11 protein-coding genes are annotated in these 13369 nt (G+C 70.3%); 5 read left to right on the forward strand and 6 right to left on the reverse strand.

The window, feature by feature from the left end; translation table 11 throughout:
- Positions 1-161 precede the first annotated feature (161 nt).
- Positions 162-1616: a cytosine permease gene (locus tag SLV14N_RS11500; protein ID WP_263269248.1), complete on the forward strand. Its 1455-nt coding sequence runs from the start codon at positions 162-164 to the stop codon at positions 1614-1616.
- Positions 1617-1700: 84 nt separating this feature from the next.
- On the opposite strand, the gene SLV14N_RS11505 is transcribed toward SLV14N_RS11500, so the two are convergent.
- Together SLV14N_RS11505 and SLV14N_RS11510 are read right to left on the reverse strand one after the other, a co-directional pair.
- On the reverse strand, positions 1701-2789 hold the full coding sequence (locus SLV14N_RS11505; RefSeq protein WP_263269249.1) for a branched-chain amino acid aminotransferase: 1089 nt from the start codon (positions 2787-2789) through the stop codon (positions 1701-1703).
- Between the two features lie 373 nt (positions 2790-3162).
- Positions 3163-4203, reverse strand: coding sequence for a 3-isopropylmalate dehydrogenase (locus SLV14N_RS11510; RefSeq protein WP_026169208.1), 1041 nt, complete (start codon positions 4201-4203; stop codon positions 3163-3165).
- A gap of 129 nt (positions 4204-4332) precedes the next feature.
- Between SLV14N_RS11510 and SLV14N_RS11515 the strand changes: the two genes are divergently transcribed.
- A complete protein-coding gene (locus SLV14N_RS11515) occupies positions 4333-5940 on the forward strand; it encodes a metallophosphoesterase family protein (protein ID WP_263269250.1) in 1608 nt (535 codons plus the stop codon).
- Between the two features lie 169 nt (positions 5941-6109).
- Here the strand turns inward: SLV14N_RS11515 and SLV14N_RS11520 are convergent, their stop codons facing one another.
- Positions 6110-6241 carry a hypothetical protein gene (locus SLV14N_RS11520; RefSeq protein WP_088800221.1) on the reverse strand — a complete coding sequence of 44 codons (132 nt, stop codon included), beginning with the start codon at positions 6239-6241 and terminating at the stop codon, positions 6110-6112.
- A 352-nt stretch (positions 6242-6593) separates the two neighbouring features.
- Here SLV14N_RS11520 and SLV14N_RS11525 point away from each other — a divergent pair, with 352 nt between their 5' ends.
- Positions 6594-7277, forward strand: coding sequence for a Uma2 family endonuclease (locus SLV14N_RS11525; protein ID WP_263269253.1), 684 nt, complete (start codon positions 6594-6596; stop codon positions 7275-7277).
- A gap of 69 nt (positions 7278-7346) precedes the next feature.
- Here SLV14N_RS11525 and pruA read toward each other — a convergent pair whose 3' ends face one another.
- Together pruA and SLV14N_RS11535 are read right to left on the reverse strand one after the other, a co-directional pair.
- A complete protein-coding gene (gene pruA, locus SLV14N_RS11530) occupies positions 7347-8978 on the reverse strand; it encodes an L-glutamate gamma-semialdehyde dehydrogenase (RefSeq protein WP_208680848.1) in 1632 nt (543 codons plus the stop codon).
- 163 nt (positions 8979-9141) lie between these two features.
- Positions 9142-10068 carry a proline dehydrogenase family protein gene (locus SLV14N_RS11535; protein WP_263269255.1) on the reverse strand — a complete coding sequence of 309 codons (927 nt, stop codon included), beginning with the start codon at positions 10066-10068 and terminating at the stop codon, positions 9142-9144.
- 261 nt (positions 10069-10329) lie between these two features.
- Here SLV14N_RS11535 and SLV14N_RS11540 point away from each other — a divergent pair, with 261 nt between their 5' ends.
- Positions 10330-11694, forward strand: a complete 1365-nt coding sequence (locus SLV14N_RS11540; protein WP_263269257.1) for a CdaR family transcriptional regulator — start codon at positions 10330-10332, stop codon at positions 11692-11694.
- Positions 11695-11868: 174 nt separating this feature from the next.
- Complete coding sequence (locus SLV14N_RS11545; protein ID WP_263269258.1) at positions 11869-12450, forward strand: class I SAM-dependent methyltransferase; 582 nt, start codon at positions 11869-11871, stop codon at positions 12448-12450.
- 128 nt (positions 12451-12578) lie between these two features.
- Here SLV14N_RS11545 and SLV14N_RS11550 read toward each other — a convergent pair whose 3' ends face one another.
- Positions 12579-13217 (reverse strand): RDD family protein, encoded by a 639-nt coding sequence (locus SLV14N_RS11550; protein WP_263269259.1) that lies wholly within the window; start codon positions 13215-13217, stop codon positions 12579-12581.
- Positions 13218-13369 lie beyond the last annotated feature (152 nt).

Raw genomic sequence — 13369 nt, forward strand, 5'->3', positions numbered from 1 at the left:
ATGCGTCACATTGAGCGCTGCTCTAAATATGCGGCGAGTAGAGCGCCGCTCTAAAAGATCTCGCTGCGCGGCACGGCCCTGGCGAGCACTGTCCACAGCCCGGAGCACGGCGCACGACGCGCTGCTCACACACTGTTGTCCGGCCTCTCAGGGGAGCCCTCATGCCGATCGAACAACGCGGAGTCGACACCATCCCGGACGAGGAACGCACCAGCGGCCCTCGCGACCTGATCTCGATCCTGCTCGGGTCGAACCTCGCCCTGGGCGTGGTGATCTTCGGTTGGCTCCCGGTCTCCTTCGGGCTCGGCTTCTGGCCCTCGGTGACCTCCCTGGCGGCCGGCACCCTCGTCGGCACCCTGCTGACCGCCCCGCTCGCGCTGGTCTCGCTGCGCAGCGCCACCAACCTCTCCACCAGCAGCGGTGCCCACTTCGGTGTGCGCGGCCGGCTGATCGGCTCGGTCATCGGCCTGCTGCTGTCGCTGGGCTACACCGCGCTGACCCTGTGGGTCGGCGGGGACGCGGTGGTGGGCTGCCTGCACCGGCTGACCGGGCTGCCGACGGGCGGCGCGACCTATGCCCTGGTCTACGCCCTGCTGGCCGGCGCCACCGCCGTCGGCGCGGTCTACGGCTACCGGGTCCTGCTGCGGCTGAGCAAGGTGCTCGCCATCGGCCTGACCGTCCTGCTGGCCCTCGGCATCGTCGCCTACGCCGACACCTTCACCACCGCCGCACCGCACGGCAGCTCGTATCTGCTCGGCGGCTTCTGGCAGACCTGGCTGCTGGCCGCCGTCTCCGCGGGCCTGAGCGGCCCCATCGCCTTCATCACCCTGCTCGGCGACTACAGCCGCTACATCTCCCCGCGCCGGCACAGCTCCCGGAAGGTCTTCGGCGCCACCTGTCTGGGCCTGGTGGCCGGCCTGCTGGTGCCGCAGCTCTTCGGGACGTTCACCGCGCTCGCGGTCGGTGCGGGCGAGGACTACGCGGGCCCGCTGGTGGCCGGCGCGCCGCTCTGGTACCTGGCGCTGCTGCTGCTCAACGCCTCGGCCGGCTCCGTCGGCAACGCCGGTCTGATGCTCTACAGCATGGGCCTCGACCTCGATGCGATCCTGCCGCGCGCGACCCGCACCCAGGCCACCCATGTCGTCGCCGCGACCGCGACCACGCTGGTCTACGCCGGCCACTTCCTGTGGGCGGCGCAGGAGGCGATGACCTCGTTCGTGCTGCTGATGACCGCCGTCGGGACGCCCTGGGCGGTGATCACCGTGATCGGCTTCGCCCGCTGCCGCGGTGCCTACGACCCGGAGTCCCTGCAGGTCTACAACCGCGGCACCCGCGGAGGCGTGTACTGGTACCGGGCGGGCTGGCACGTCCGGGCGACGCTGGCCTGGGCGCTGGGCTCGGTGGTCGGCCTGATGGGCGTGGACACACCGCTCTACCAGGGGCCGCTGCTCCCGCTGACCGGCGGCATCGACCTCAGCTTCCTGCTCGCGGCGGCCGTGGGCGGCATCGCGTACCTGACCCTGACCGCCCGGGACCCCCGCCCGGTCGCGGCGCTGCGCACCGCACCGCCCGCTCCGCCGGCCACGGCGGCGGACATCCCCGCGGAGGCCGGCTGAGCCGGCCCGGACATGACCGAGGCCGCCGCCGACAGTACGTCGGGGGCGGCCTCGGTCATGTCCGGGCCCGCATGCGGGGCGGGCTCAGCCCAGCTCGTGCATCCAGCCGTGCTTGTCCTCGGCGACACCCCGCTGGATGTCGAGGAGCGCCTCGCGCAGCTTCAGCGTGACCTTGCCGGGCTCACCGTCGGACTGGGTCCACTCGCCGCCCGCGCTCTTGACCGTGCCGACCGGGGTGATCACGGCGGCCGTGCCGCAGGCGAAGACCTCGGTGAGGGTGCCGTTCGCGGTGTCGGTCTTCCACTGGTCGATGGAGACCCGGGCCTCCTCCGACGTGTAGCCGAGGTCGCGGGCGACGGACAGCAGGGAGTCACGGGTGACGCCGGCGAGCAGCGAGCCGGTCAGGGTGGGGGTGACGATCTTGTCGCCGTACACGAAGTACAGGTTCATCCCGCCGAGCTCCTCGACCCACTTGTGCTCCACGGCGTCGAGGTAGGCGACCTGGTCGCAGCCCTGCGCGGCGGCCTCGGCCTGTGCGAGCAGCGACGCGGCGTAGTTGCCGCCGGTCTTGGCGTCACCCATGCCGCCGGGCACGGCGCGCACCCGGTTCTCGGACAGCCAGATGGAGACCGGCTTGACGCCGCCGGCGAAGTACGCGCCGGCGGGCGAGGCGATGACGACGAAGAGGTACTCGTTGGCGGGCTTCACGCCCAGGCCGACCTCGGTCGCGATCATGAACGGGCGCAGGTAGAGCGACTCCTCGCCGCCGTGCGCGGGCACCCAGTCCTTGTCCTGCTGGACGAGCAGGTCACAGGCCTCGATGAAGGTCTCGACGGGCAGCTCCGGCATGGCCAGCCGGCGTGCGGAGGCCTGGAAGCGCCGGGCGTTGGCGTCGGGGCGGAAGGTGGCGACGGAGCCGTCGGGCCGGCGGTACGCCTTGAGACCCTCGAAGATCTCCTGGGCGTAGTGCAGGACATTGGTCGCCGGGTCGAGGGAGAGCGGGCCGTACGGCACGAGCTGTCCGTCGTGCCACCCGCGGCCCTCCGTCCACTTGATCGTCACCATGTGGTCGGTGAAGTGGCGGCCGAAGCCGGGGGCGGCCAGGATCTGCTCCCGCTCCGCGTCGGACAACGGGTGCGAGGAGGGCTTGAGCTCGATCGTGGGCGTCGTCATGAATGCATGTCCTTCACTGCGTGTGCGATACCTGGGGGTACCTCCCAGCGTCGGCTGGGGAGCATCACCGGCCCAGCCCTCCGGCCGGGGGCAAGGGGTTCGGACCCCCACCGTGCGGCAAGGGTGCGGTTTGTACGGCCGCGTCCATGAGGCTCTTGAACGTACCGGTCGTTACTGGGACGTCCGAGTTTCCTCGCGGGCAACGATGCCACGTCCGATTATCGCCCGTGGGTCCGCGCCGCCGGAACCGCGTACGCGGTCCGGGTCCGATGGTCGCACCCGGCCGGGCCGTGACCCGGGCCGGGCCCACGCGAACAGCGCCGGGCCCTGGAAGGCCCGGCGCTGTCCATGGTGCGTGTGTGCGCGAGGGGCCTCAGCCCGCTACTCGTGCGGCCAGCGCGTCGCCGATCTCGTCGGTGCTCCGCGCCGAGCCGTCCCGGGCCTCCAGATCGGTGGCCACGGCCTCCTCGATGCGGGCGGCCTGCGGCTCGTAGCCGAGGTGGCGCAGCAGCAGGGCGACGGAGAGGATCGTGGCCGTCGGGTCGGCCTTGCCGGTGCCCGCGATGTCCGGCGCGGAGCCGTGCACCGGCTCGAACATCGAGGGGAAGTCGCCGGTCGGGTTGATGTTCCCGGAGGCGGCCAGGCCGATACCGCCGGTGACGGCCGCGGCGAGGTCGGTGAGGATGTCACCGAAGAGGTTGTCGGTGACGATCACGTCGAACCGCTCGGGCTGGGTGACGAAGAAGATCGTCGCGGCGTCGACGTGCAGATAGTCGGTGGTGACCTCGGGGTACTCCTGGCCGACCTTGTCGAAGATGTTCTTCCACATGTGGCCCGCGTACACCAGCACATTGTTCTTGTGCACCAGCGTCAGCTTCTTGCGCGGGCGGGCGTTGGCCCGCTCGTAGGCGTCGCGGACGACCCGCTCCACGCCGTAGGCGGTGTTGAGGCTGACCTCGGTGGCGACCTCGGCGGGGGTGCCGGTGCGCAGGCTGCCGCCGTTGCCGGTGTACGGGCCTTCGGTGCCCTCGCGGACGACGATGAAGTCGATGTCGGGGCGGCCGGCGAGCGGCGTGGAGGTGTTCGGGAAGAGCTTCGACGGGCGCAGGTTGACGAAGTGGTCGAAGGCGAAGCGGAGCTTGAGCAGCAGACCGCGCTCCAGCACCCCGGACGGTACGGAGGGGTCGCCGATCGCGCCGAGCAGGATCGCGTCGTGCTGCTTGAGCGCCTCCAGCTCCGCGTCGGGGAGGGTCTCACCGGTCGCATGCCATCGCCGGGCACCGAGGTCGTACTCCTTGGTTTCCAGCTTGACGTCCTGCGGGAGGACCGCGGTCAGGACCTTCAGGCCCTGGGCCACGACTTCCTGGCCGATACCGTCACCGGGGATCACTGCGAGGCGAATGCTGCGAGACATGTCTGGACCCTACTCTCCGTCCCATTGATTGACACGTAACGTCCGCCATACGGACACATGGGGAGCCGGTCAGCTGCCGTTCACCCCACGTCCCCACTGCGGTCGGGTCACGCTGAGAAATTCGTCGGCATGACTGGAAACACCCGTGGGGCCGCCCCCCTGCCCTCGCACACCCCCCGCGTCGGCATCCCGGAGCAGTTGGCGGCCCGGATGAGCATGCCGGAACAGCATGACTACCTCCGTACGAAGCTGAGCCGCAGAGGCCTGCTGCGTACCTCGGCCGCCACCGCGGGAGTCGTCGCGGGCTCCGGACTGCTGGCCGGTTCGGCCCAGGGTGTCTCGCCCACGCTGCTGTCCTCGCCCACCACGGCCGCCGTCGACGGTTCGCTGGTCGCCCCCTTCGGCCGCCATCTGGCCTTCGGCGCCGATCCCAAGAGCCAGATGCGGGTGAGCTGGCAGGTGCCGTTCGCGGTCAAGCGGCCGTATCTGCGGGTGGGCGTCGAGCCGTGGGACCTGGGGCGCACGATCGAGGCCGAGGTCCGCGATCTGCACACCCCGTCGCTGTCCGCGAAGCTGCCGGCCGTGCAGCAGTACTACCTGCACGCCGCGCTGGACGGACTGCGCCCGGGGACGACGTACTACTACGGCGTCGGCCACGAGGGCTTCGACCCGGCCGACCCGCGCCACTTCTCCACCGTCGGCACCTTCCGTACCGCCCCGGCCCGCCCCGAGCCGTTCGTCTTCACCGCCTTCGGCGACCAGGGAGTGAGCTACCACGCCCTGGCCAACGACCAGTTGATCCTGGGTCAGAACCCGTCCTTCCACCTGCACGCCGGCGACATCTGCTACGCGGACACCGACGGCGACGGCTCCGAGCACGACGCCTACGACGCCCGGGTCTGGGACCAGTTCCTCGCCCAGACCGAGTCGGTGGCCAAGTCCGTGCCGTGGATGGTGACCACCGGCAACCACGACATGGAGGCCTGGTACTCCCCCAACGGCTACGGCGGCCAGAACGCCCGCTGGACGCTGCCCGGCAACGGCCCGGACGCCAAGAACGCCCCCGGCGTCTACTCGTTCACCTACGGCAACACCGCCGTCGTCGCCCTGGACGCCAACGACATCTCCTACGAGATCCCCGCCAACCAGGGCTACACCAACGGCCGGCAGACCCGCTGGCTCGACCGCCGCCTGGGCGAGCTGCGCGCCACCGACGGCATCGACTTCCTCGTGGTCTTCTTCCACCACTGCGCTTTCTCCACCACCAACTCCCACGCCTCCGACGGCGCGGTGCGCGACGCCTGGCTCCCGCTGTTCGAGAAGCACCAGGTGGACCTGGTCGTGAACGGCCACAACCACGTCTACGAGCGGACCGACGCCCTCAAGAGCGGACGGGTCGCCAAGAAGATGCCGATCGGCGCGAGCGTGGACACCACCCGCGAGGGCATCGTGTACGTGACCGCGGGCGGCGCCGGCCGGGCCCTCTACGACTTCCCCGTGCCGGACAGCTACGAGGGGCACGTCAAGGACCTCGACCACGTGGACACCTACCACTGGTCCAAGGGCCAGGCGAAGACCAAGGAAACCGTGGAGTGGTCCCGGGTCCGCTACACCGGCTACTCCTTCATCGCCGTCGAGGTCACACCGGGCCGCCGCCCGCGGATGAAGGTCACCGCCCTCGCCGAGTCCGGCGAGCGCATCGACCACTTCGAGGTGACGCGCTCGCCCGCGCAGTAGCCAGGGGACGATCGCCTGTAGGGCGCCCGTGATCCCGGGCGCCCTACAGGCGCAGCACACTCAGGAGAGAAAGAGCCACCGGGCCACGGACAGCCGGATCCGCCAGCAGCAGCGGCAGGGCATCGACGCCGGCCTCGACAGGACCGACCCGGGTCGCGCACGCATCGGCTCAGTGCCCGGTGGAGCCGCCGTTGTCACGGCGGTCGAGGGCACGCTGGAGGGCGGCGGCGGCATTCCTGCGGTCGGCGTCGCTGGTCGTACGGGCGGAGTGACGGGTCCTGCGGACGGCAGTCTCAGCCATGATTCACGTCTCCTAAGCCAGAGCCCCGAGAAGAAATGGGATGCGTCGATCCAGAAGCGGCCGGAAGAGGCGGGGGCCTCGGCACGGCAGGGGTCACCTGCACTCACGTACCGGGCCGCATCCGCACTCGCTCGATGGAGCGTTACGTTCGGCTCCTACAACGCTAGGACAGCTCGGCCGTGATGTCTGCACAATTACTTGGGCTTCCTACTATCTGAGACGGCGGGCGTGTGCTCGAACGAGTGATCCGGGAACATTCGCTGGTCATGGCCGTCCCTGCGCTCCCTAGCGTGGCGGTGTCGCTTGTGCCGTGAGGCCAGGCCCGCCCACACTTAGGAGGAGGTGCTGCACCATGACCGCGCTCGCGCAGGAGGCGCCCGTGACGATGTCGGAGATCACGACACCGGAGGACACGACCCCCGGACCCGAGCTGGACGAAGTGCTGTGGCAGGCATGGAAAGCCATGGAACTCCCCGAGGGCTTCCACGCCGAGATCATCGAGGGGTCCATCGAGGTGTCGCCCACCGGTCGCCACAGCCACAGCAGGACCAGCTTTCAACTGCGCCGACAGCTCACCCAGTACCTCGACAAAACGTCGAGTGCCTATGCCGTCACCAACGACACGAACATCATCCATGACCGTAAGGTCTGGATTCCAGACCTCATCATCGCCCTCGAAGACGCCATCACCGCCTTCGCAGACGACACCGAATACGTGGCCGAAGACGGGATCGGCCTCGACGTCGGCTGCGTAGCACTCGCCGCCGAGGTGGTCTCGCCCGGTCATGACTGCAAGCAGCGCGACCGCGTCCGCAAGCGCCGTGCCTACGCCCGTGCCGGAATCCCCGTCTATGTCCTCATCGACGACTACGACGGCATGGGCACCGTCACCGTTCTGTCCTCGCCGAGACCCGGCGAAGCCACCTATGCCCAGAGTCACCGCGCGCGGTACGGAATCGACGTCGTCATCCCCGACGGCCCCGCCAAGGGCTTCACCATCGGCGAGGCCATCACCGGCCCTCCACGCAAAGCCTGAGAACACGCCGACGGCCCGGCGCCCCCGGGGAGAGGGGAGCCGGGCCGTCGGCGTATGGCCGGGCGGGCGTCAGCCCATGTGCGGGTAGCGGTAGTCCGTCGGCGGGACCAGGGTCTCCTTGATGGAGCGCGTCGAGGTCCAGCGCATCAGGTTCTGCTTGGCGCCGGCCTTGTCGTTGGTGCCGGACGCGCGGCCGCCGCCGAAGGGCTGCTGGCCGACGACGGCGCCGGTCGGCTTGTCGTTGATGTAGAAGTTGCCGGCCGCGAAGCGCAGCACCTCGCAGGTGCGGGCCGCCTCGGCACGGTCCTGGGCGATGACGCAACCGGTCAGGCCGTACGCCGAGGCGGACTCCATCTGGGTGAGCATCGCGTCGTAGTCGGCGTCGTCGTAGACGTAGACGCCGAGGATCGGACCGAAGTACTCGTCCTTGAAGATCTCGTTCTCCGGGTCGGTGGAGACCAGGACCGTCGGGCGGACGAAGTAGCCCTCGCTGTCGTCGTACGTGCCACCGGCCACGACCTCGACGGTCGGGTCGGCCTTGGCGCGGTCGATCGCCGCCTTGTTCTTGGCGAACGAGCGCTCGTCGATGACGGCGGACATGAAGTTCGACAGGTCCGAGACGTCACCCACGGACAGGGCGTCGACCTCGGCCGCGAACTCCTCCTTGAGGCCGCTGTTCCACAGCGAGGCCGGGACGTAGGCGCGGGAGGCCGCGGAGCACTTCTGGCCCTGGAACTCGAAGGCGCCACGGGTCATGGCGGTCTTCAGCACGGCGCGGTCGGCCGACGGGTGGGCGACGATGAAGTCCTTGCCGCCGGTCTCGCCGACGAGCCGCGGGTAGGTCTTGTAGTTCTCGATGTTGGTGCCGACCGTCTTCCACAGGTACTGGAAGGTCTTGGTCGAACCCGTGAAGTGGATGCCCGCCAGGTCGGGGTGGGTCAGTGCCACCTCGGAGACGTCCTTGCCGTCGCCGGTGACGAGGTTGATGACGCCCTTGGGCAGCCCGGCCTCCTCCAGCAGCTGCATCAGCAGCACGGCGGCGTAGGTCTGCGTCGGGGACGGCTTCCAGACCACGACGTTGCCCATGAGCGCGGGCGCGGTCGGGAGGTTGCCGGCGATCGCGGTGAAGTTGAACGGCGTGATCGCGTAGACGAAGCCCTCGAGAGGACGGTGGTCCGAGCGGTTCCAGACACCCGGGGAGTTCGCCGGGGGCTGCTCGGCGAGGATCTGGCGCGCGAAGTGCACATTGAAGCGCCAGAAGTCGATGAGCTCACACGGGGTGTCGATCTCGGCCTGCTGGGCGGTCTTGGACTGGCCGAGCATGGTGGCCGCGGCCATCGTCTCGCGCCAGGGGCCGGAGAGCAGGTCGGCGGCCTTGAGGATGATCGCGGCGCGGTCGTCGAAGGACAGCGCACGCCAGGCCGGGGCGGCGGCCAGCGCGGCGTCGACCGCGTCCTGGGCGTCCTTGACCGTGGCGTTGGCGTACGTGCCGAGACGGGCGGAGTGGTTGTGCGGCTGAACGACGTCGAAGCGCTCGCCGCCGCCCATCCGGTGTTCGCCGCCGATGGTCATCGGCAGCTCGATCGGGTTGCCGGCCAGCTCCTTGAGCTTGGCCTCCAGGCGGGAACGCTCCGGGCTGCCGGGGGCGTAGGTGTGGACCGGCTCGTTCACCGGCACGGGGACCTGGGTCACAGCGTCCATAGCGGCCGTGTCTCCTTCGATTTCGCTCGTCGGTTTTCGTACGTCGGTGGTGCGGCCGCGGCCGCTTCGGGTGGGCGGCTGCGGGCGGCGCCGTCAGGAGGCATGCCCCCGCTTCCAGCATCCACCCGCGCCCGCCTCCGCGGGGCGATCAGGCGCGGCGCGGTCAGCCGCGGGTCGCCAGCGACCTCAGGAAGAACCCGAGGTTCGCGGGGCGCTCGGCCAGGCGGCGCATGAAGTAGCCGTACCAGTCGGTGCCATAGGGGATGTACACCCGCATACGGTGTCCCTCGGCGACCAGCCGCTGCTGCTCGGCCTCGCGGATGCCGTACAGCATCTGGAATTCGTAGTCGGCCGGCTTGCGGCCGTTGCGGTGCGCCAGCTCCTGGGCGATGGCCACCATCCGCGGGTCGTGCGACCCGATCATGGGGTAGCCCTCCCCCGCCATCAGGATCTTCAGACACCGCACATAGGCCTTGTCGACCTCCCGCTTGTCCTGGAAGGCGACGGTCGCGGGCTCCTTGTACGCACCCTTGACCAGCCGCACCCGGGAGCCTTCCCCGGCGAGCGCATGGCAGTCGTCCTCGGTGCGGAAGAGGTAGGACTGCAGCACCGCGCCCGTCTGGGGAAAGCGTTCCCGCAGGTCGGCGAGGATCGCGAGGGTGGAGTCGACCGTGGTGTGATCCTCCATGTCGAGGGTCACGGTCGTACCGGCCTCGGCGGCGGCCTCGACCACCGGGGTGACGTTCTTCAGCGCCAGTTCATGGCCACCGGCCAGCGCCTGCCCGAAAGCGGACAGCTTGACCGACATCTCGGCCTTGACACCGAGCCCGTGCTCCTTGAGGGCCGCGGCCAGCTGGAGGTAGGCATCGCGGTTGCGCAGCGCCTCGGCCGGGTCGGTGATGTCCTCGCCCAGGTGGTCGAGGGTGACCTCCAGGCCTCGCGCGGCCAGGGACCGCACGGCCGCCATGGACTCGTCCAGGCGCTCGCCGGCGACGAACCGCTCCACCACGGGCCGGGTGACCGGAGCGGCCGCCACGAGCCGGCGGATGCTGTCACTGCGCGCTGCGGCCAGGAGCACGGGACCCAGCATGGGCACCTCCACGATTCAGAGTGACAAGTACCGGGCGGACACCGGGCGGGCGAACGCGTCGGCAATATTGAGCCACCTGAAACTTAAGGATCGCGCTACTTCCCGGCCATCGACAGCTGTCACGCCTTCGTGGTCGGGATCTCAGACAGATGTATGAGAATGAGGGTGAGGTGACCGTGTCAGTGGTGACAGTGGTGTGAGAGGTGTCCGAGACACCGGCGATGCCGGTGGTGTGGCGACAGGAGAGGAGCCGGGCGGCCGATGCGGGGCGACTACCAGCAGCTCGTGGACGAGATCTCGGCGGCGCTCGGCGCACCGGCGACGCTGGAGGACCGGGATTTCGGACTGATTGCGTTCGGCGCGCACGAGGGCGACGACGACGAGGTGATGGACCCGGTCCGCACCCGCTCGATCCTCCAGCGCCGCTCCTCGGCGGCGGTACGGGCCTGGTTCGAGGCCTTCGGCATCGCCCGTGCCAAGACCGCGCTGCGCATTCCGCCGGACCCGGCCGCCGGGGTCTTCAAGGGCCGTATCTGTCTGCCCGTACGCCACCGGGGCATCGTGCACGGCTACGTCTGGCTGCTGGACGACGGGCATCTGACCGATCTCGAACTGGGCAGCCGGGGCGCGCCGCCCGACCCGCGGATCGCGCAGGCGATGGAGACCGCCGCCCGGATCGGCGCACTGCTGGCCGACGAGGCCCGCGCCGGGTCCGAACTCGGCGATCTGCTGCGGGAGTTGCTGGTCGCACAGCCCGACGGACAGCCGGCCGCGGCGGCCGCGCTGCGCGATGCGCTGCGGGACAGTCTGCGCTTCACCCCGGGCGCCCCGCTCACCCTGGTCGCGGTGGTGCCCTGGGACACCTCGGACACCGACGCGGCACCGCTGCCGAGCCTGCCGGGTCTGCTCGCGGCGTGCGCGCTGCCGGCGGGCCGCGGCCCGGCGGACGGCCCGGCCTCGGGGGCGGACGAGACGGAGCCCGCCGCACGCGTCGGCTCGGGACGCAACGGCCGCGCCGGGTCCGCCGGCCTCCCGCAAGCCGCGGCGCCCGTGCCCGCCCTGGCCGCGCTGGTACGCCTGCGCGCGTCCGGCGCGTCCGCCCCGGCCCACACGGTGGCCGAGCATCTGCTGCGCTCCCCGCGCGCGTCCGCCGGGCCGGCCGCGGGGCGGGCGCCGCGCGGTGGCGGGCGCGGTGGCTCCGGGCCCCCGCCGCCGCGGCCGGGCGCCGCCGGAATCGGCGTCGGCACAAGGGAGTTGACCGACCTTCCGGCCACCTGGCGGGAAGCGCTGGACGCGGCCCGCGCGGCCCGCGCCGAGCCCCGGCTGGGCCCGATCACCCAATGGGACGCCATCGGCCCGTACCGCATGCTGACCGCCCTGCCAGGCACCGCACCCGACCCGGCCATCGGCCCGCTGCTGGCCCCCGCCCATGCGGAACTCGCGCGCACCGCCGAGGTCTTCCTCGACTGCGCGGGCCAGGCGAGCCGCACCGCCCACGCCCTGGGTATCCACCGGCAGACGCTCTACTACCGCCTGGGCCGGGTGGAGAAGCTGACCGGCCTCGATCTGGACGACGGCGAGCACCGGCTGCTGTTGCACATGGCACTCAAGGCGGCGCGGCTGTGAACGGCTGCAGGGTCCGCGAATTGATGCGCAATGTCGGGAGCCCGTGCGCACGGGATGCGCATTTTCGGGGTTCGATTCCCGATGAGTACGAGCGCACTGCCATGTCCGTTTCTCGACATGAGATGGAAGACTACGGCCTGTGGAACGGCGGCGCCGGTCCCTAGCGTTGCCGTCATGAACACACACCATGATGAGCTGTGTGCGAGCCTGGAGTGGGCCGCCCATCTCCACGACGAGGTGCTGCCGTTGGCTGTCGCTCGTGCCGCTCTCGGGAAGGACCTGCTGGAGGTCGGCCCCGGGCCGGGTGCGGCGACCGAGTGGCTGCGGACCAAGGTCGATCGCCTGGTGGCCGTGGAGATCGAGGCCGCAGCGGCGTCGCTGTTGGCCGATCGCTTTGCCGGGACGAACGTGGAGATCCGTCAAGGGAGCGGCGTCGCCTTGGATTTCTCCGATGACTCCTTCGATTCGGCGGCGTCGTTCACGATGCTGCATCACGTGCCGACGGCGGCGCTCCAGAACCGCCTGTTGGCGGAGATCCTTCGTGTGCTCAGGCCGGGAGGGGTGCTCGTGGGTTCCGACAGCCTGCCGAGCCAGTCGCTGCACGCGTTCCACGAGGGCGACATCTACAACCCGGTGGAGCCGGCCGCATTCCTCGTACGTCTTCAGACGTTGGGCTATGTCGACATCACACTCAGCGTGGGCGATCGTCTGACGTTCTCGGCGCACAAGCCCACGCCGAAGGGAACGCAGTCCTGAGCGAGGCCACCGGAGCAGAAGAGCGACCGCCGGATGTCCTGCTCAAGGGCTCGTGAGTGCTCATCGAGTCGCGGATCCTGCGACGGCTCGCAATCCGCGACGTGGCCGGGCAGCTCAAGCCCTCCCCCTCACTCCGGTAGCGAGGCGGCCGGCGGGCGGGGCGGGCGGAGGCGGTCGTCAGGGTCGGTGATGACCAGCGTGGTGGCCATCTTGTCCCACAGCTCCTGCCGGTTGCGGTCCCAGAGCAGCCAGAAGTAGGGGATGAGGAGAGTGACGGAGGCGAGGAGTCCGATGATGCCCTTGGCGATGAACTCGCGGAAGAACATCCGCCACCACCGGGCCGCGCGGGCCTGCGGGATGTAGATGACCCGCATGTGCAGCAGTTGCTTGGCCGGGGTCTGGCCCTGCGGGAAGACGAGGAAGGCCCAGATGAGCCAGCCGATGTACAGCGTGCAGATCATCAGGAGGTTTTCCAGCAGGAACCCGCCGAAGCGGAGTCCCACGGTGGACAGGTGTATCCCGTGCGGAAGCACCATGACCTGCCCGCAGAACTGACAGGTGAGCTCGCCCTCCACCGAGCCCCCGCAGACAGGGCACACGGTGGGCGCCGCGACCGGGGCGTAGGCGCGTGCGGACGCCGGTCCCCGCTGCGACCATCGCGGTGCCGGCCGCGGGCCGGTCCGGGGCGGGTGCTCCGCCTTCTTCTGCTCCGCCTTCTTCTGCTCCGCCTTCTTCTGCTCTGCCGGATCGTGCGGATTGTCGGTCATGCGCAGGCCCTTCGTCACCGGCATCCAGTGAGCAGGGACTGGCGTGCCGTGGAGGGTGGATCGGCCGCTCAGCACCCACGGGCGCCGGCCGGGTGGCGGGCCGGCCCTTTGCTGACGGCCGCTCAACCACGGTTCACCACGCCCGCGGGCGT

This window comes from Streptomyces sp. Je 1-4 4N24 (assembly GCF_026239515.1).
Classification (GTDB): domain Bacteria; phylum Actinomycetota; class Actinomycetes; order Streptomycetales; family Streptomycetaceae; genus Streptomyces; species Streptomyces nigrescens.

What these genes read in the sequence shown, in the direction of transcription:
- SLV14N_RS11545 (WP_263269258.1), top strand. Translation starts at nt 11,869, where the DNA reads ATGAACACACACCATGATGAGCTGTGTGCGAGCCTGGAGTGGGCCGCC.
- SLV14N_RS11550 (WP_263269259.1), bottom strand. Translation starts at nt 13,217, where the DNA reads ATGACCGACAATCCGCACGATCCGGCAGAGCAGAAGAAGGCGGAGCAG.
- SLV14N_RS11540 (WP_263269257.1), top strand. Translation starts at nt 10,330, where the DNA reads ATGCGGGGCGACTACCAGCAGCTCGTGGACGAGATCTCGGCGGCGCTC.
- SLV14N_RS11520 (WP_088800221.1), bottom strand. Translation starts at nt 6,241, where the DNA reads ATGGCTGAGACTGCCGTCCGCAGGACCCGTCACTCCGCCCGTACGACC.
- SLV14N_RS11525 (WP_263269253.1), top strand. Translation starts at nt 6,594, where the DNA reads ATGACCGCGCTCGCGCAGGAGGCGCCCGTGACGATGTCGGAGATCACG.
- SLV14N_RS11505 (WP_263269249.1), bottom strand. Translation starts at nt 2,789, where the DNA reads ATGACGACGCCCACGATCGAGCTCAAGCCCTCCTCGCACCCGTTGTCC.
- SLV14N_RS11510 (WP_026169208.1), bottom strand. Translation starts at nt 4,203, where the DNA reads ATGTCTCGCAGCATTCGCCTCGCAGTGATCCCCGGTGACGGTATCGGC.
- SLV14N_RS11535 (WP_263269255.1), bottom strand. Translation starts at nt 10,068, where the DNA reads ATGCTGGGTCCCGTGCTCCTGGCCGCAGCGCGCAGTGACAGCATCCGC.
- pruA (WP_208680848.1), bottom strand. Translation starts at nt 8,978, where the DNA reads ATGGACGCTGTGACCCAGGTCCCCGTGCCGGTGAACGAGCCGGTCCAC.
- SLV14N_RS11500 (WP_263269248.1), top strand. Translation starts at nt 162, where the DNA reads ATGCCGATCGAACAACGCGGAGTCGACACCATCCCGGACGAGGAACGC.
- SLV14N_RS11515 (WP_263269250.1), top strand. Translation starts at nt 4,333, where the DNA reads ATGACTGGAAACACCCGTGGGGCCGCCCCCCTGCCCTCGCACACCCCC.